Annotated in this window: 14 protein-coding genes; 6 read left to right on the top strand and 8 right to left on the bottom strand. The window is 69.3% G+C overall.

The features are described 5' to 3' along the window. Window positions 1-5 precede the first annotated feature (5 nt). From OP79_RS06705 to OP79_RS06740, 8 genes are all read right to left on the bottom strand, one after another. Window positions 6-1,307: an alpha/beta fold hydrolase gene (locus OP79_RS06705; RefSeq protein WP_033319045.1), complete on the bottom strand. Its 1,302-nt coding sequence runs from the start codon at window positions 1,305-1,307 to the stop codon at window positions 6-8. Between the two features lie 53 nt (window positions 1,308-1,360). Continuing rightward, the gene (locus tag OP79_RS06710; RefSeq protein ID WP_033319046.1) at window positions 1,361-2,386 is read right to left on the bottom strand and encodes a LacI family DNA-binding transcriptional regulator; all 1,026 of its coding nucleotides are present in this window, start codon (window positions 2,384-2,386) and stop codon (window positions 1,361-1,363) included. A gap of 79 nt (window positions 2,387-2,465) precedes the next feature. Further along, on the bottom strand, window positions 2,466-3,890 hold the full coding sequence (locus OP79_RS06715; RefSeq protein ID WP_033319047.1) for a BNR repeat-containing protein: 1,425 nt from the start codon (window positions 3,888-3,890) through the stop codon (window positions 2,466-2,468). Window positions 3,891-3,944: 54 nt separating this feature from the next. Continuing rightward, window positions 3,945-4,265, bottom strand: a complete 321-nt coding sequence (locus OP79_RS06720; RefSeq protein WP_033319048.1) for an L-rhamnose mutarotase — start codon at window positions 4,263-4,265, stop codon at window positions 3,945-3,947. Between the two features lie 17 nt (window positions 4,266-4,282). Further along, window positions 4,283-5,368 (bottom strand): rhamnose ABC transporter substrate-binding protein, encoded by a 1,086-nt coding sequence (gene rhaS, locus OP79_RS06725; RefSeq protein WP_033319049.1) that lies wholly within the window; start codon window positions 5,366-5,368, stop codon window positions 4,283-4,285. A gap of 113 nt (window positions 5,369-5,481) precedes the next feature. Beyond that, window positions 5,482-6,492, bottom strand: coding sequence for an ABC transporter permease (locus OP79_RS06730; protein ID WP_033319050.1), 1,011 nt, complete (start codon window positions 6,490-6,492; stop codon window positions 5,482-5,484). Beyond that, on the bottom strand, window positions 6,485-7,522 hold the full coding sequence (locus tag OP79_RS06735; protein WP_033319051.1) for an ABC transporter permease: 1,038 nt from the start codon (window positions 7,520-7,522) through the stop codon (window positions 6,485-6,487). Before OP79_RS06735 ends, OP79_RS06730 begins: the two co-directional genes overlap by 8 nt. Then, window positions 7,519-9,036 carry a sugar ABC transporter ATP-binding protein gene (locus OP79_RS06740; protein ID WP_033319052.1) on the bottom strand — a complete coding sequence of 506 codons (1,518 nt, stop codon included), beginning with the start codon at window positions 9,034-9,036 and terminating at the stop codon, window positions 7,519-7,521. The genes OP79_RS06735 and OP79_RS06740 overlap by 4 nt, the downstream gene beginning before the upstream one ends. Before the next feature lie 274 nt (window positions 9,037-9,310). Between OP79_RS06740 and rhaI the strand changes: the two genes are divergently transcribed. The 6 genes from rhaI to OP79_RS06770 all read left to right on the top strand — a co-directional run bounded on the left by rhaI (window position 9,311) and on the right by OP79_RS06770 (window position 17,184). Next, complete coding sequence (gene rhaI / locus OP79_RS06745; RefSeq protein ID WP_033319053.1) at window positions 9,311-10,471, top strand: L-rhamnose isomerase; 1,161 nt, start codon at window positions 9,311-9,313, stop codon at window positions 10,469-10,471. Window positions 10,472-10,608: 137 nt separating this feature from the next. Continuing rightward, window positions 10,609-12,648 carry a bifunctional rhamnulose-1-phosphate aldolase/short-chain dehydrogenase gene (locus OP79_RS06750; protein ID WP_033319054.1) on the top strand — a complete coding sequence of 680 codons (2,040 nt, stop codon included), beginning with the start codon at window positions 10,609-10,611 and terminating at the stop codon, window positions 12,646-12,648. Between the two features lie 8 nt (window positions 12,649-12,656). Then, complete coding sequence (locus OP79_RS06755; RefSeq protein ID WP_211270747.1) at window positions 12,657-14,120, top strand: rhamnulokinase; 1,464 nt, start codon at window positions 12,657-12,659, stop codon at window positions 14,118-14,120. A 97-nt stretch (window positions 14,121-14,217) separates the two neighbouring features. Further along, window positions 14,218-14,973 carry a (Fe-S)-binding protein gene (locus OP79_RS06760; RefSeq protein ID WP_033319055.1) on the top strand — a complete coding sequence of 252 codons (756 nt, stop codon included), beginning with the start codon at window positions 14,218-14,220 and terminating at the stop codon, window positions 14,971-14,973. A gap of 40 nt (window positions 14,974-15,013) precedes the next feature. After that, window positions 15,014-16,492, top strand: a complete 1,479-nt coding sequence (locus OP79_RS06765) for a LutB/LldF family L-lactate oxidation iron-sulfur protein (protein WP_211270748.1) — start codon at window positions 15,014-15,016, stop codon at window positions 16,490-16,492. Continuing rightward, the gene (locus OP79_RS06770) at window positions 16,489-17,184 is read left to right on the top strand and encodes a LutC/YkgG family protein (protein WP_033319056.1); all 696 of its coding nucleotides are present in this window, start codon (window positions 16,489-16,491) and stop codon (window positions 17,182-17,184) included. The genes OP79_RS06765 and OP79_RS06770 overlap by 4 nt, the downstream gene beginning before the upstream one ends. Window positions 17,185-17,272 lie beyond the last annotated feature (88 nt).

Consider the following 17,272-nt stretch of genomic DNA (forward strand, 5'->3'; position numbering starts at 1 on the left):
ACCGTTCAGACCTCGTCCCGCGACATGGCGATCAGCCGGTCCAGTACGCGCGGACCGCCCGCCCGTACCCCGTCGTGCTCGAACTCGTTCGTCACCCACGTACGCAGCCCCCGGATGCTCCGCGCCGTCCGCAGCGAGTGCTCGGTGTCGACGTACATGTCGTCGTGATACACGGCCGCGGCGACGGGGACCTCGTTGGCGGCGAGGCGGGCTGGGTCGTACAGCGGGGGCCAGCCCCTGTTCTCGGCCAGGTCCCCAGCGGTCTCGCGCAGCGGGCGCAGTGCCGGGTCGTTGTCGAACATCCACGGGTGCACGGACTCGCCCGTGAACAGCAGCGGCCCGTCGCCCGCGAGCGTCTTGGCCGCGTCGAACTGCGGGAACTCGGCACGCACCCGCTCCGCAGCCCAGTCGGTGGGCCGAGGGTCCTGCCCGAAGCAGGCCTCGTGGACGAGCGCGTACAGCGGGTGACCCGCGAACGACAGGAGCCCCTGGGCCTCCTCCTGGAAGGCGTCGGAGAGGGCGGGGCCCTGCGGGGTGCGGACGAAGGCGTCCTCCAGGAGGTAGTGGAGGCGGTGGCTGCCGTCGCTCTTGCCGAGGACGTTGCCGAGGGACTGGAAGGCCTCGACGGTGAGCCGGTAGCCGTTCGGCAGGACGACCTCGTGCGCCAGCAGGTACTCGGCGATCCGTCGGGCCCGTTCGACGTCCTGCGGGTAGCGGGCGTAGTGCGCGGCGACCTTGCGCTCGATGCGCGGGTACGCGGCCCGGTAGATGTCGTCCACCTGTGCGTCCAGGGAGGGCAGCCCGCCAGTGATCAGCGCGGCGCGCAGGCCTTCGGGCGCGTACGACAGGTAGGTCACCGTGCAGAAACCGCCGAAGCTTTGACCGAGAACCGTCCAGCGGTCGCCGCCGGTGACCGTGGGGCGGATGGCCTCGCAGTCGCGGACGATGGAGTCGGCGCGGAAGTGCGCGAGATAGTCGGCCTGTTCGCTCGGGCCGCCGCGCAGCGGGAGCGTCTGACGGTTGGCGGGTGTGGAGTTGCCGGTGCCGCGCTGGTCGAGCAGCAGCACCCGGTACTCCTTGAGGGCGCGGCCGAGCCAGGCCTGCTTGCCGATGAAGCGGTTGGCGCCGAAGCCGGGGCCGCCCTGCAGGTAGACCAGCCAGGGCAGGTCAGCCTCGGCTTTGTCGGTGGCGACGACTTCACGGGCGTACAGCTCGATCGTCTCCCCGTCCGGGGCGTCGTGGTCGAGGGGCACCGTGAAGCGGCGGTCGATGAGGACGGCGCCGGGCTGACGGTAACTGACGCTCACTGCGGCTCCCGAGGATGTACGGACGCTTTCGGGGCCAGTTCAGCACATGGTCCTCAGCGCGGGGGCAGGCTGGAGCGGCGTACGACGAGTTCCGGCTGGAGTACGACGTTTCGGTGCTGGTGCGGGACCGGTGCCGTCTCGGACTCGGTCTCCTCCAGAAGGAGTTCGGCGGCGAGGGCGCCCATGGTCACGGCGGGCTGCCGTACGGAGGTGAGGGGGACGGCGGCGGCGGCCGCGAACTCGATGTCGTCGTAGCCGACGATCGCGAGGTCGTCGGGGACGGAGACGCCGGCCGCGAACATGGCCTGGAGGACGCCGAGCGCGAGCAGGTCGTTGGCGCAGAAGACGGCGGTCGGGCGCTCGGCGAGGCCGAGGAGCCGGGCGCCGGCGTCGCGGCCCGCGGCCACGTCGAGCCGCTCGGTGGGCAGTTCACGAAGACGGTCGGCGCCGAGCCCGGCCTCGGCCAGCGCGTTCAGCGCGCCTGTGCGCCGGTCCCTGACCTGGTTCAGTCCGGGCGGCCCGCTCACATACGCGATGGAGCGGTGCCCGGCGTCGATCAGATGCCGTACGGCCAGTGCGCCGCCCGCCACGTCGTCGACCGACACCGAGCACTCGGTGGTGCCCTCGGCGACCCGGTCGACGAGCACGAACGGGATGCCGTGGCGGCGGAACGTCGCGATGTTCCGCCCGGTCGCGTCGGCGGGCGTGAACAGCACGCCCCGTACCCGCTGTTCGGCGAACAGCGACAGGTACTCGGCCTCCTCGCCCGGGCTCTGCGCGCTGTTGCAGACCATCACGCCGAGCCCGGCGTCGCGGGCGGCGCGCTCGGCGCCGCGTGCCACGTCCACGAAGAACGGGTTGCCCATGTCCAGGACGAGCAGGCCCATGATCCGGCTGCGCCCGGCCCGCAGCTGCCGTGCCGACTCGCTGCGGACATAGCCGAGCCGGTCTATCGCGGACAGCACGCGGGCACGGGTCTCGGAGGCCACCGTGTCCGGCCGGTTGATCACGTTCGACACGGTGCCCACCGAGACTCCGGCGACACGGGCGACGTCCTTGATACCCACCGAATGAGCCATCAGGCAGGGACCTCCAGGGTGACGAGGGACGGCGGGCAGGACCTCACATTACCGGCGCGCCCACCGCCACGAGCTGCGCTCACGCGGGCAGCCGGAAGTCGACGACATGGAGCGCCGAGGGTGTCGTACCGCTGGACTTCTCCTGGTACATGACCGACAGGACCCCGTCCTGCGCGATCCGCATCTCGTCGATCACCACCTCGCCGAAGGCATTGAGCCCGGCGCCGTCGAACAGGATCGTCCAGTCGGTGTGTCCGGAGGCCACCGAGGCACCGGCGATCCGGCCGAACGGGAAGATCGCGTACGCGTTGTTGTACTTGTCGAGGACGAGCTTCGTGCGCTGGCTGGAGTTCAGCGGCACCGGTATCTCGGTCTTCTGCCAGGCGCCGGAGGAGCTCTTGCGGACAAGGAAGGCACGGCCGTTGGCGGTCCGGTTCGCGACGTAGTTCGTCGTGCACTGGCCGAAGCGGCCCGGTACGTAGCTGATGATGGCGTGCGGGCGGCCGGCCGAGTCGATGAACTGGCTCTCCTGGTTCATCAGCGAGTGGTCCGGGTTGAGCGGATCCACGACGAGCCCTGCGTCGGTGACGGAGACGCGGTCGGAGCTTCCGGTGGTGCCGACGACCGCGCCCGCGTTGTTGCGCCAGGTGCGGCCACGGTCGTCCGAGTAGACGTAACCGGTGTCGTGGTTGGTGATGCCGCCGCCGTTGCACATCACGGCGCCGTTCTGCTCACGCCACGTGAACATGGCGTGCAGGCGCCCGTTGCCGTCGTAGTCGATGCCGTGCAGGTACATGTTGCGGGCCGTGCTGGAGCCGTGCTCGCTGCTGTAGGTGCCGGTGGAGCTCGTCCACTCGCCGAGGTTGGTCCACCTGGTGCCGTCGTACTCCGCGAGGGCGTTGCGGCCGTTGCCGGAGACCGCCACGCGGTAGCTGAGCTGGAGCCTGCCCTCGGGAGTGGAGATGAACTGCGGGTATGTGAACTGCGAGGTGAGCGCCAGCCCGTCGAGGGTGGACTGCGGTGCGCCGAAGCGGCTCGTGGTCCAGCTCAGCCCGGCGGGGTTGTCGAGGAGCCCGGCCACCGACTTGACGTAGGTGAAGCCGTCGCTGTGCGAGTCCATGTTGAGGTGGAGCCGGCCGTCGGTCTTCGAGACGCCCATGGAGATCACGTTGTGGGAGTCGTTGTAGCGCAGGGTGTGGCCGACCTTGACGGTGGACCAGGTGCTCGCGCCGAGGGCGCGGCGGCCGACGACGGCGTTGCGGTCGGCGGTGTACCAGGCGGCGTACTGGTAGCCCTTGTACGTGAACAGGCCGTTCTTCTGGAACGAGTTGTTGTTGACCAGACCGTCGTACGACACGAAGAAGAGGGCCTGCGCGTCGAGGCGGCTGCTGCCGATGCGGGTGACCGAGGGGCCGGGATCGGCGGCCCGTGCGGCACCGGCGCCGATGACCGGGCCGGCCACGGCACTGAGGATGGTGCCGGCCAGCAGCGTACGTCTTCTCATCTCGGGGGACTCCTTTGTCGGGCGAGATCGAGCACTTCCGTGGGGCGGGTTGCGTCAGGCGAGGTGGAACACCTCGGTGAGCGGTTTCATGGCCTCGTCGGGGCGGGCGCCGTCCAGCGACTCGAAGAACGGCGCCATCTCCGCCTGCCAGCGGGCGTTGACCTCGGCGGCTTCCATGCCGGCCTGGGCCGCCGCGAAGTCCTCGGTCTCCAGATAGCCGACGAGCAGGCCGTCCTCGCGCAGGAAGAGCGAGTAGTTGTGCCAGCCGGTGGCCGAGAGAGCTTCGAGCATCTCCGGCCACACGGCGGCGTGCCGCTCGCGGTACTCGGCGATCCGGTCCTTGCGGACCTTCAGCAGAAAGCACACGCGCTGCATCAAGGACCCTCCGGGGCCTAGAAGTTGAAGTCGTCGATGTTCTTCGCGTCGAACACGGTCGGCTTGCCGAGGTTGATCACACCGTCCTTGCCGATGGTGTACTCGCCCATGTCACCGGCGGTGAACTTCTCGCCCTCCTTGCCGGTGATCTGGCCCGAGGCCAGCGCCACGGACGTACGCGCGGCCAGCTCGCCGAGCTCCGCCGGGTTCCACAGCTCGAACGCCTCGACGGTGCCGTTCTTGACGTACTTGCGCATGTCGTTCGGGGTGCCGAGGCCGGTCAGCTTGACCTTGCCCTTGTACTTGGAGCCGGACAGGTACTGGGCGGCCGCCTTGATGCCGACGGTGGTCGGGGAGATGATCCCCTTCAGGTTCGGGTACTCCTGGAGCAGGCCCTGGGTCTGCTGGAAGGACTTCTGGGCGTCGTCGTCACCGTAGGCGACCTTGACGAGCTTCATGTCCTTGTACTTGGGATCCTTGAGCTCGTCCTCCATGAAGTCGATCCAGACGTTCTGGTTCGTCGCCGTCTGCGCGGCGGACAGGACCGCGATCTCGCCCTTGTAGTCGATCTGTTCGGCGAGCAGCTGCACCTCGGTACGGCCCAGGTCCTCGGCGCTGGCTTGCGAGACGAAGGCGTTGCGGCAGTCGGGCTTGGTGTCGGAGTCGTAGGTGACGACCTTGATGTCGTTGCTCATGGCCTGCTTGAGCGCGGTGCACAGGGCACCCGGGTCCTGCGCGGACACGGCCATCGCGTCGACCTGCTGCTGGGTGAGCGTGTTCACGTAACTCACCTGTCCTGCGGTGTCGGTGGCGCTGGACGGGCCGACCTCCTTGTACTTCGAGCCCAGCTCCTTGAGGGCCGCCTCGCCACCCTTGTCGGCGGTGGTGAAGTACGGGTTGTTGACCTGCTTGGGCAGGAACCCGACGGTCAGGCCCTTCTTCAGTTCGGCGTTCGGGTCGGCCTTGCCGGCGGTGGCGGCGGCGCCGCCCTCCTTGCTGACGTCCTCCTTGGTGGTGCCGCCGCCGCAGGCGGTGGCGGCGAGGGCGAGCGAGGTGACGGCGGCGAGCGCGACGGCGCTGCGGCGGATCGATGACTTGCGCATGGTTGGGTTCCTTATTAACGGAGGTGAGCGGGAGCGCCCCTTCAGGGGCGCGGGGAACTGCGCGACCAGCCACAACGGATCCGCAGTTTTCGAATGGCCTTTCAGCGGAGCGGTTACGTCGGGGTGGGGGCCTTGGAAACAGGCGCCGAGGCGGCTCTTCGGCCCGCCCTCGCTGTGGAGATCTGCCGTGCGACCCGGGGGCCGAGCACGGAGACGACGAGCAGTACGCCGGTGACGACGATCTGCGACTGGGCGGAGACGTCCTGGATGCTCATCACGTTCTGCAGCGCACCGAGCAGGAAGACTCCCGCGATCGCGCCGCCGAGCGTGCCCTTGCCTCCGTCGAAGTCGATGCCGCCGAGCAACACGGCGGCCACGACGGAGAGCTCGAGGCCCGTGGCGTTGTCATAGCGGGCGCTGGCGTAGTGCAGCGCCCAGAAGATGCCGGTGAGCGAGGCCATCAGGCCGGTCAGGGTGAACAGGATCAGCTTCTGCCGCCTCACACGGAGGCCGGCGAACCGTGCGGCCTCCTCGTTCGCGCCGATCGCGAAGAGCGAGCGCCCGAACGGGGTGGCGTGCAGCGCGACCACGGCGATCGCGAGCAGCACGAGGAAGGGGAAGAAGGCGTACGGGATGAAGGTGTCCCCGATGCGTCCGGACGCGAAGTCCAGGTACTGGGCGGGGAAGTCGGTCACCGCGTCCGAGCCGAGCACGATCTGTGCGATGCCCCGGTAGGCGGCGAGGGTGCCGATGGTGACGGCGAGGGAGGGCAGCCCGAGCCGGGTCACCAGCAGGCCGTTGACCAGCCCGCAGACCACGCCGAGCAGCAGGCAGATCGGGATGATCGTCTCGATGGTCATGCCCTGGTTCCACAGCGCGCCCATCACGGCACCGGAAAGGCCGGCCGTGGAGGCGACCGAGAGGTCGATCTCGCCGGCTACCACGAGCAGCGTCATCGGCAGGGCGATCAGCGCGATCGGCAGGGTGTTGCCGATCAGGAACGACAGGTTGAGGGCGTTGCCGAAGCCGTCGACGGTGGTGAAGGACAGCAGCAGTACGACGATGAGGAGGGCGCCGACGACCGTGTCCCAGCGGACGGCGCGCCCGAGCAGCGAGTCAGCCATGGCGGGCGTTCCTCTTCTTCAGGGCGGACGCCACGCGCAGGGCGACGATGCGGTCGACCGCGATGGCGAGGATGAGCAGGATGCCGTTGATGGCGAGCACCCAGACCGAGCTGACGCCGAGGGCGGGCAGCACGCTGTTGATGGAGGTCAGCAGCAGGGCGCCGAGCGCGGCGCCGTAGACGCTGCCGGAGCCGCCGGTGAAGACGACGCCACCGACCACGACCGCGCTGACGACGGTGAGTTCGTATCCGTTGCCGGTGCCGGAGTCGACGTTGCCGAACCGGGCCAGGTACAGCGCGCCGGCGAGACCCGTGAGGGCTCCGCAGAAGGTGTACGCGACCAGGATCCGCTTGCGCACCTGGATGCCGGCGAGCCGTGCGGCCTCCGGGTTGGAGCCGAGCGCGTACAGCTCGCGTCCGCTGCCGAAGTGCTTGAGGTAGTAGGCGGTGGCGATCAGTACGGCCAGCGCGATCAGGGCGAGATAGGGCACCGCCCAGATGCCGCCGGAGCCGAAGTCCGCGAAGCTGTCGGGGAGGTCGGCCGCCGTGATCTGCCGTGAGCCGACCCAGATCGAGTCGACGCCGCGGATGATGTAGAGCGTGCCGAGGGTGACGACGAGGGCGGGCACCTGGCCGAGGCTGACGAGCAGTCCGTTCAGCAGCCCGATGCCGACACCGAGCAGGACGGCCAGGAAGATGGCCACGACGGAGTTGCCGCCGCCCTGGAGATACGTACCGGCGGCGAAGGCGCTGATGCCGAGGGTCGAGCCGACCGACAGGTCGACGTTCCGGGTGATCACGACCAGGGACTGACCGGTGGCCACCAGCATCAGGATCGTCGCGTTCAGCAGCAGGTCCTTGATGCCCTGCTCGGACAGGAACTCGCTGTTGCCCGCCTGGGTGACGGCGATCATCACCAGGAAGACGACCAGGATGGCAAGTTCGCGCATCTTGAAGACCCGGTCGACAAGTCGCGTACCGCTCGACTTCTCCACTTCGGCGGGGGGCGCGGGGGGTGCGGTCACCGTCATGCGGCGGCCCTCCCCGTTGCTGCGGCCATCACGGTTTCCTCGGTGGCTTCGGTTCGGGGGATCTCGGCGGTGATCCGGCCCTCGTGCATCACGAGCACGCGGTCGGCCATGCCGAGGATCTCGGGCAGGTCGGAGGAGATCATCAGGACGGCGACGCCGTCGGCGGCCAACTCGCTGAGCAGCCGGTGCACTTCGGCCTTCGTACCGACGTCGATGCCGCGCGTCGGCTCATCGACGATCAGTACCTTCGGGCCGGTGGCGAGCCACTTGGCGAGGACGACCTTCTGCTGGTTGCCGCCGGACAGTGTGTTGACGGTGTCGGCGATGCGGGCGTACTTGACCTGGAGCTTGACGGCCCAGTCGAGGGACCGGCTGCGCTCGGCGCCGCGGTCCATGAGGCCCGCCTTCACGGTCGTACGCAGCCCGGTGAGCCCGATGTTGCGCTCGATCGACATGTCCATCACGAGGCCCTGGGCCCGCCGGTCCTCAGGGACGAGGGCGAGCCCGGCGGCCATGGCGGTGGACGGCGCGCCGTTGGTCAGCGCCTTGCCGTCGATCTCGACCTCGCCGGCGTCCCACCGGTCGACACCGAAGACGGCTCGCGCCACCTCCGTACGACCGGCTCCGACAAGCCCGGCGAGTCCGACGATCTCGCCGCGGCGGACGTCGAAGGAGATGTCGGTGAAGACGCCCTCGCGGGTCAGCCGGCGCACGCTCAGTGCCACCTCGCCCGCCCGCACCTCCTGCTTGGGGTACAGCTCCTCGAGATCGCGGCCGACCATGCGGCGGACGAGATCGTCCTCGGTCATGCCGTCCAGCAGCTCGCTGGAGATCAGGGCGCCGTCGCGCAAGGTCGTGACCCGGCGGCAGATCTGGAAGATCTCCTCCAGGCGGTGAGAGATGAACAGCACCGCGGCGCCCTGCTCGCGCAGGGTGCGGACGACCCCGAAGAGACGGGCCACCTCGCTGCCGGTGAGCGCGGCGGTCGGCTCGTCCATGATCAGGACGCGGGCGTCGAAGGAGAGCGCCTTGGCGATCTCGACGATCTGCTGATCGGCGATGGACAGTCCGCGTGCGGGGCGGTCGGGGTCGAGTTCGACACCGAGGCGCTGCATCAGGGCCAGCGTCGCGGTGTGCGTGGCCTTGTGGTCGATACGGCCGAGGGCGCGGCGGGGCTGGCGGCCCATGAAGATGTTCTCGGCGATCGACAGATCGGGGAAGAGCGTGGGCTCCTGGTAGATCACGGCGATGCCCGCGTCCCGGGCGTCGGCCGGGCCGTGGAAGACGGTGGGCTCGCCGTCCAGCAGCACCTGGCCGACGTCCGGTCGGTGCACCCCGGCGAGCGCCTTGATGAGGGTCGACTTGCCCGCGCCGTTCTCTCCGGCGAGGGCGTGCACCTCTCCGGGGAACAGCTCCAGGGACACGTCCCGCAGGGCGCGTACGGCACCGAAGGACTTCGAGATGTCCTTGAGCGCCAGCACGGGGGCCGGACCCGTGTCGGACGGGTGGGTCATGAGGGGCTCCTCAGCGACGCGGGGCGGGGGCCTCACGACGTTGTGAAAGGTTTCAACTGGATTGCCGGGACGTTAGACAGGTCACGCAGGTCACGTCAATGGGTCCCGGGCGAAAATTTCGATAGCCAGAGGTCACAACCGAGTCACGGAACGAAGTCCTTGCAGGAGGGCTTGACAGTCTCCCGGAGGGCTCATAGCTTCGCGTTCTGAATCGTTTCAGATCGATGCCCTTCAGACCGACGTCTTCCAGACCCGAAGTCACAGGAGTCCCGAAGTGACCGAGCTCGCCGCGGTGAAGGCCGCTCTCAAGACCCAGGCCGTAGAGACGCCGTCATGGGCGTACGGGAATTCGGGGACCCGCTTCAAGGTGTTCGCGCAGGCCGGAGTGCCGCGCAATCCCTTCGAGAAGCTGGACGACGCGGCGCAGGTACACGCTTATACGGGCGCCGCGCCGACCGTGGCGCTGCACATCCCCTGGGACAAGGTCGACGACTACGCCGCGCTGGCCAAGTACGCCGAGGACCGCGGCGTGAAGCTCGGCACCATCAACTCCAACACCTTCCAGGACGACGACTACAAGCTCGGCAGCGTCTGTCACGCCGACCCGGCGGTGCGGCGCAAGGCCCTTGATCATCTGCTCGAGTGCGTCGACATCATGGACGCCACGGGGTCCAAGGACCTGAAGCTGTGGTTCGCGGACGGCACGAACTATCCCGGCCAGGACGACATCCGCGAGCGCCAGGACCGGCTGGCGGAGGCGCTGGCCGCCGTGTACGAGCGGCTCGGTGACGACCAGCGGATGCTCCTCGAGTACAAGTTCTTCGAGCCCGCCTTCTACACGACGGATGTCCCGGACTGGGGTACGGCGTACGCGCACTGCCTCAAGCTCGGGTCGAAGGCGCAGGTCGTGGTGGACACCGGGCACCACGCTCCCGGCACCAACATCGAGTTCATCGTCGCGACGCTGCTGCGTGAGGGGAAGCTCGGGGGGTTCGACTTCAACTCGCGCTTCTATGCCGACGACGACCTGATGGTGGGGGCGGCGGATCCGTTCCAGCTGTTCCGGATCATGTACGAGGTGATTCGGGGCGGTGGGTTCACGCCCGACGTCGCGTTCATGCTCGATCAGTGTCACAACATCGAGGCGAAGATTCCGGCGATCATTCGGTCGGTGATGAATGTGCAGGAAGCGACGGCTAAGGCGCTCCTGGTGGACCGCGACTCTCTTGCCTCCGCGCAGCGGTCGGGTGACGTTCTTGAGGCGAACGCCGTGCTCATGGATGCGTATAACACTGACGTGCGGCCGTTGTTGCGCGAGCTGCGGGAGGAGATGGGGTTGGACCCCGATCCCATGGGGGCGTACCGCGGCTCCGGCTGGGCGCAGAAGATCGCTGAGGAGCGGGTTGGTGGGGAACAGGCCGGCTGGGGCGCCTGATCGCTGGGTCTCGTCTGCCGAGTAAGGCCTGTTGCAGGCTGCGGGCCGGATGTGGCTGGTCGCGCAGTTCCCCGCGCCCCTAATGGGGCGCTCCCGTCACCCTCCGCTCACAACATCACGTAAGGATTGATCACTTCATGGCACCCCACCCCGAAGCCGACGCCCTCCTCTCCCGTTCTCACCGGCTCGGCGCCGACCCCCGTAACACCAACTACGCCGGCGGCAACACCTCCGCCAAGGGCACCGACACCGACCCCGTGACCGGCGGTGACGTCGAGCTCATGTGGGTCAAGGGATCCGGTGGCGATCTCGGCACCCTGAAGGAGTCGGGGCTGGCTGCTCTCCGCCTCGACCGGCTGCGGGCGCTTACCGATGTGTACCCGGGCGTCGAGCGCGAGGACGAGATGGTTGCCGCGTTCGACTACTGCCTGCATGGGAAGGGCGGCGCGGCTCCCTCCATCGACACCGCCATGCACGGGCTGGTGGACGCGGCGCACGTCGACCACCTCCACCCGGACTCCGGTATCGCGCTCGCGTGTGCCTCCGACGGGGAGAAGCTGACCGCCGAGTGCTTCGGTGACACGGTGGTGTGGGTGCCGTGGCGTCGGCCGGGCTTTCAGCTCGGCCTTGACATCGCGGCCGTGAAGGAGGCCAATCCTCAGGCCATCGGGTGCGTCCTCGGTGGGCACGGGATCACGGCGTGGGGCGCGACCTCCGAGGAGTGTGAGCGCAACTCGCTGCACATCATCCGTACCGCCGAGGCGTTCCTGGCCGAGCGCGGCAAGGACGAGCCGTTCGGGCCGGTGATCGAGGGGTACGCGGCTCTCGGCTCCGTCGAGCGGAAGGAGCGGGCGGCTGCGCTGGCGCCGGTCATCCGTGGCATCGCCTCGCAGGACCGTCCGCAGGTCGGGCACTTCACCGATTCCGAGGTGGTCCTGGATTTCCTCGCGAGTGCGGAGCACCCGCGTCTCGCGGCCCTCGGCACCTCCTGCCCCGACCACTTCCTCCGTACGAAGGTCAGGCCGCTCGTCCTCGACCTGCCGCCGACCGCTTCCGTCAATGAGTCGATCGCCCGTCTCAAGGAGCTGCACGCCGAGTACCGCGAGGAGTACGCCGCGTACTACGAGCGGCACGCTCAGCCCGGCTCCCCCGCGATGCGCGGCGCCGACCCGGCGATCGTGCTCGTGCCCGGTGTCGGCATGTTCAGCTTCGGCAAGGACAAGCAGACCGCGCGGGTGGCCGGCGAGTTCTACGTCAACGCGATCAACGTGATGCGCGGGGCCGAGGCGGTTTCGACGTACGCGCCGATCGAGGAGTCGGAGAAGTTCCGTATCGAGTACTGGGCCCTTGAGGAGGCCAAGCTCCAGCGGATGCCGAAGCCCAAGCCGCTCGCGACGCGGGTCGCGCTGGTGACGGGTGCGGGCAGCGGAATCGGCAGGGCGATCGCGCAGCGGCTCGCGGCCGAGGGCGCGTGTGTCGTGGTCGCGGACCTGAACGCCGAGGGGGCCGCGCAGGTCGCCGAGGAGCTGGGCGGCCCCGACAAGGCCGTGTCCGTCACGGTCGACGTGACCTCCGAGGAGCAGATCGCCCAGGCCTTCAAGGCGGCGGTGCTCGCCTTCGGCGGCGTCGACCTCGTCGTCAACAACGCCGGTATCTCCATCTCCAAGCCTCTGCTCGAGACGACGGCGAAGGACTGGGATCTCCAGCACGACATCATGGCCCGCGGTTCGTTCCTCGTCTCGCGCGAGGCGGCCCGGGTGATGACCCAGCAGGGCCTGGGCGGCGACATCGTCTACATCGCCTCCAAGAACGCCGTCTTCGCGGGCCCCAACAACATCGCGTACTCGGCGACCAAGGCCGATCAGGCGCATCAAGTCCGGCTGCTGGCAGCCGAGTTGGGCGAGCACGGGATCCGCGTCAACGGCGTCAACCCGGACGGTGTAGTGCGCGGCTCGGGCATCTTCGCGGGCGGCTGGGGCGCACAGCGCGCCGCCACCTACGGGATCGAGGAGGAGAAGCTCGGCGAGTTCTACGCCCAGCGGACCATCCTCAAGCGCGAGGTACTCCCGGAGCATGTGGCGGGCGCCGTATTCGCCCTGACCGGTGGGGACTTGACCCACACCACGGGCCTGCACATTCCTGTCGACGCCGGCGTCGCCGCCGCTTTCCTGCGATGACGGATCCGATGTCGGCTCCGGTGAAGTCGTACGCGGCGGTCGACCTCGGCGCGTCCAGCGGGCGCGTCATGGTCGGCCGCGTCGGGCCGGGCTCCCTCGGCCTCACCGAGGCGCACCGCTTCCCGAACCGGCCGGTGCGCACCCCCGAGGGGCTGCGGTGGGACATCCTCTCGCTGTACGCCGGTGTCCTCGACGGGCTGCGTACGGCAGGGCAGGTGGCAGGGCAGGTCGACTCGGTCGGCATCGACAGCTGGGCCGTGGACTACGGCCTGCTGGACGCGGACGGAGCGCTGCTCGGCAACCCGGTGCACTATCGCGACACGCGCACCGAGGGTGTCGCGGAGAAGGTGTGGGCGACGGTTCCGGCGGACGAGCTGTATGCGCGTACGGGCCTTCAGTACGCACCGTTCAACACTCTGTACCAGTTGGCGGCGGCTCGCGAGTCGGCTCAACTGGCCTATGCCGGGCGGCTGTTGCTCATCCCGGACCTGCTGACGTACTGGCTCACGGGCGAGGCGGGCACGGAGCTCACCAACGCCTCGACGACCCAGCTGATCGATCCGCGCACCCGCGAGTGGGCCCACGATGTCGCCTCGCGCCTGGGCATCGACCTAGGGCTGTTCGCACCGCTGCGGCGGCCCGGAGATCCGGCGGGCCTGCTGCGCCCCGAGGTCCTGGAGGAGACCGGGCTGACCGGTCCGGTCCCGGTGACCACGGTCGGTTCGCACGACACGGCGTCCGCAGTCGCGGCCGTCCCGGCCACGGGCGGCGAGCGTTTCGCGTACATCTGCACCGGCACCTGGTCGCTCGCGGGCCTGGAACTGGACGCGCCCGTGCTGACCGAGGCGAGCCGGGCGGCCAACTTCACCAATGAGCTGGGGCTCGACGACACGGTCCGTTATCTCCGGAACATCATGGGGCTGTGGCTGCTCCAGGAGTGTCTACGGGCCTGGGGGGACCCGGAGTTGACCGAGTTGCTGCGCACGGCTGCCGACGTCCCGCCGCTCAGGTCCGTCGTGGACGCCGGGGACGCGGCGTTCCTGGCCCCCGGCCGCATGCCCGCACGGATCGCCGACGCGTGCCGGGACTCGGGCCAGCCCGTGCCCGAGTCCCCCGCCGAGATCACGCGCTGCATCCTCGACTCGCTCGCCCTCGCCCACCGCCGGGCGATCACCGAGGCCCAGGCCCTCGCCGACCACCCGGTCGATGTCGTCCACATCGTCGGCGGCGGCACCCGCAACACCCTCCTGTGCCAGCTGACGGCGGACGCCTGCGGGCTCCCGGTGGTGGCGGGCCCGGCGGAGGCCGCGGCTCTGGGCAACGTCCTTGTCCAGGCGCGGGCCGGCGGCCTGGTCGGCGACCGTACGGCGATGCGGCAACTCCTCGCCCGTACGCAGCCGTTGGAACGGTACGAACCGCGGGGTGACACGGCGGCGTGGCGTGCGGCGGAGGCCCGGCTCACCGCCCGGTGAGCCGGAACCGCTGAACGGGGCCCGGCGGGCCCCCTCCCCATCGGCGCGTCCACGTCGTAACCTCCACTCATCCGATGATCGATCCCAAGGAGCCGCGATGCGTGTCGCCCTGTTCCTGACCTGTGTCAACGACACGCTGTATCCGGAAACCGGCCGTGCCGTGGTGAAACTGCTGACCAGGCTGGGCGTCGACGTCGACTTCCCGATGGGCCAGACCTGTTGCGGGCAGGCGCACTACAACACCGGCTATCGCCACGAGGCCGAGCCACTGGCCCGGCATTTCTCCGATGTCTTCGGAGAGTACGAGGCGATCGTGACGCCCTCCGGCTCCTGTGGCGCCATGGTCCGGGAGTTGTATCCGCGCATGGGCGAGCGGGCCCGCGCGGAGGGCCGCGGCGACACCCTCGCGCGCACGCTCGCGCCGGTCGTGCCCAAGACGTACGAGCTCACGGAGTTCCTCGTGGACGTCCTGGGCGTGACCGACGTCGGCGCGTACTACCCGCACACCGTCACGTATCACCCGACCTGTCATGGTCTGCGCAGCCTGGGCCTCGGCGACCGTCCTCGCCGGCTCCTCCAGGCGGTCAAGGGCCTCGAGCTGAGGGAGCTTCCCGGCGCCGACGAATGCTGCGGCTTCGGCGGCACGTTCGCCATGAAGAACTCCGATGTCTCGGCGGCGATGGGCGCCGACAAGGTCCGTAACGCCGCGTCGACGGGCGCGGACGCGCTGTGTGCCGCGGACAACTCCTGTCTGATGCACATCGGCGGCACGATGGCCCGCCTCAGAACGGAGATGCAGCCGGTGCACATCGCGGAGATCCTGGCGAGCACGGAAGAGGAGCCCCTGACATGACCCGTGGCATGAACGGGAGCACCGTAGAGGAGTCGAGCGCATGAGCGGCACCTTCGTCGGTATGCCGGCCTTCCCCGAGGCCGCGCACGAAGCCGTCCACAACCAGACCCTGCGCGGCAATCTGCGGCACGCCACGCACACGATCCGCGCCAAGCGCGCCAAGGCGGTCGCGGAGGTGTCCGACTGGGCGGAGCTGCGCGAGGCGGGCAAGCAGATCAAGGACCACACTCTTCGTCATCTCGACCGGTATCTCGTGCGGTTGGAGGAGTCGGTCACGGCGGCGGGCGGCATCGTGCACTGGGCGGCCGACGCCGACGAGGCGAACCGCATCGTCACGGACCTGGTGAAGATGACCGGCGAGAGCGAGGTCGTGAAGGTCAAGTCCATGGCCACCCAGGAGATCGGCCTCAACGAGGCGCTGGAGGCCGAGGGCATCCACGCGTACGAGACCGATCTGGCCGAGCTCATCGTGCAGTTGGGCAAGGACCGGCCGTCCCACATCCTCGTCCCGGCGATCCACCGCAACCGCGGCGAGATCCGCGAGATCTTCGCCCGCGAGATGAGCAAGTGGGGCCGCCCGGCCCCGGAGGGGCTCACGGACACCCCCGCCGAACTCGCCGAGGCCGCCCGTCTGCACCTGCGCGAGAAGTTCCTGCGCGCCAAGGTCGGCATCTCCGGCGCCAACTTCATGGTCGCCGAGACCGGCACCATGGTCGTCGTCGAGTCCGAGGGCAACGGCCGTATGTGTCTGACCCTCCCCGAGACGCTGATCTCGGTCGTCGGCATCGAGAAGATCGTGCCGACCTGGCGGGACCTGGAGGTCTTCCTCCAGACACTCCCCCGCTCCTCGACGGCCGAGCGCATGAACCCGTACACCTCGATGTGGACCGGCACGACGGACGACGACGGGCCGGGGACCTTCCACCTGGTCCTCATCGACAACGGCCGCACCGACACGCTGGCCGACGAGGTCGGCCGCCAGGCCCTGCGCTGCATCCGCTGCTCGGCGTGTCTCAATGTCTGCCCGGTGTACGAGCGGGCGGGCGGCCATGCGTACGGCTCGGTGTACCCGGGCCCGATCGGCGCCATCCTCAGCCCTCAACTGAGGGGCACCGCAAGCGAGATCGACGCCTCGCTGCCGTACGCCTCCTCGTTGTGCGGCGCCTGCTACGAGGTGTGCCCGGTGGCGATCGACATCCCCGAGGTGCTGGTCCATCTGCGGGAGCGGGTCGTCGAGGGAGGTGCGGTGACCCGGGACGGCAACAAGGTCGTACTCAAGCCCGCGAAGGGACACGCCGCCGAGCGGGCCGCGATGCGTGCGGCGCGCTGGGCGTTCAGCCACCCGGGCGCGCTGCGCGCCGGCCAGCGGCTGGCTTCGCGGAGCCGCCGCTTCCATCCTCGGTCGCTGCCGGGCCCCGGCAAGGCGTGGAGCGCGACGCGCGATCTGCCGGCGGTGCCGTCGGAACCGTTCCGCGACTGGTGGCAGCGTACGAACGGCGGAAAGGACACCGGCAAGTGAGTACCAGGGATGTGATCCTCGGCCGCGTGCGCCGCGCGCTGGCCGACGTGGGACAGGACGACACTCCCCCAGTGCCTGAAGGGCCTGGGAGGGACCCCCAGTACGAGCGGGCCGTTGACCGGGGCTATCTGCCCGAGCACGGGGACCGGAGTGTCGAGCAGACGGTGGATCTGCTGGCCGAGAACCTGGCGGACTACCGGGCGATCGTGCACCGCTGCGAGGCCGACGGTCTTGCGGCGCTGATCGCCGGGCTGCTCGCCGAGCGAGGCTCGACGTCGGTGGCCGTGCCGCCGAGCCTGGATGAGGAGTGGCTGGCGGCGACCGATGTCACGCGCGTTCCCGACAGCCGCGCCAGCACCCCGCACGAGCTCGACCAGGTCGACAGCGTGATCACGGCATGTGCGGTGGCGATCGCCGAAACCGGCACCATCGTGCTGGACGGCGGACCGGATCAGGGTCGCCGTCGCATCACGCTCGTCCCGGATCACCACATCTGTGTCGTACGCGTACCGGACCAGGTCGTCTCCTCGGTGCCGCAAGCGCTTCCGCGTCTGGACCCGACACGCCCGCTGACCTGGATCTCCGGCCCTTCGGCGACCAGTGACATCGAACTCGACCGGGTCGAGGGGGTGCACGGTCCGCGCACCCTCGAGGTGGTGCTGGTGAACGGCCGTACTGTCAGCGGGAATTGAACGGATCGCCTCCGGGTTTCGTACTTCATGGAGACAACGGGGCGGCCGGCAGCCGTGGCTCATGGCCATGGCACAGCGGGCCGACCCG

The organism is Streptomyces yerevanensis (assembly GCF_000716805.1).
Lineage (GTDB): Bacteria > Actinomycetota > Actinomycetes > Streptomycetales > Streptomycetaceae > Streptomyces > Streptomyces flaveus.

Coding starts and splice junctions, on each gene's coding strand:
- OP79_RS06710 (WP_033319046.1), bottom strand. CDS start 2,386: ATGGCTCATTCGGTGGGTATCAAGGACGTCGCCCGTGTCGCCGGAGTC.
- OP79_RS06715 (WP_033319047.1), bottom strand. CDS start 3,890: ATGAGAAGACGTACGCTGCTGGCCGGCACCATCCTCAGTGCCGTGGCC.
- OP79_RS06720 (WP_033319048.1), bottom strand. CDS start 4,265: ATGCAGCGCGTGTGCTTTCTGCTGAAGGTCCGCAAGGACCGGATCGCC.
- rhaS (WP_033319049.1), bottom strand. CDS start 5,368: ATGCGCAAGTCATCGATCCGCCGCAGCGCCGTCGCGCTCGCCGCCGTC.
- OP79_RS06730 (WP_033319050.1), bottom strand. CDS start 6,492: ATGGCTGACTCGCTGCTCGGGCGCGCCGTCCGCTGGGACACGGTCGTC.
- OP79_RS06735 (WP_033319051.1), bottom strand. CDS start 7,522: ATGACGGTGACCGCACCCCCCGCGCCCCCCGCCGAAGTGGAGAAGTCG.
- OP79_RS06740 (WP_033319052.1), bottom strand. CDS start 9,036: ATGACCCACCCGTCCGACACGGGTCCGGCCCCCGTGCTGGCGCTCAAG.
- OP79_RS06750 (WP_033319054.1), top strand. CDS start 10,609: ATGGCACCCCACCCCGAAGCCGACGCCCTCCTCTCCCGTTCTCACCGG.
- OP79_RS06755 (WP_211270747.1), top strand. CDS start 12,657: ATGTCGGCTCCGGTGAAGTCGTACGCGGCGGTCGACCTCGGCGCGTCC.
- OP79_RS06760 (WP_033319055.1), top strand. CDS start 14,218: ATGCGTGTCGCCCTGTTCCTGACCTGTGTCAACGACACGCTGTATCCG.
- OP79_RS06765 (WP_211270748.1), top strand. CDS start 15,014: ATGAGCGGCACCTTCGTCGGTATGCCGGCCTTCCCCGAGGCCGCGCAC.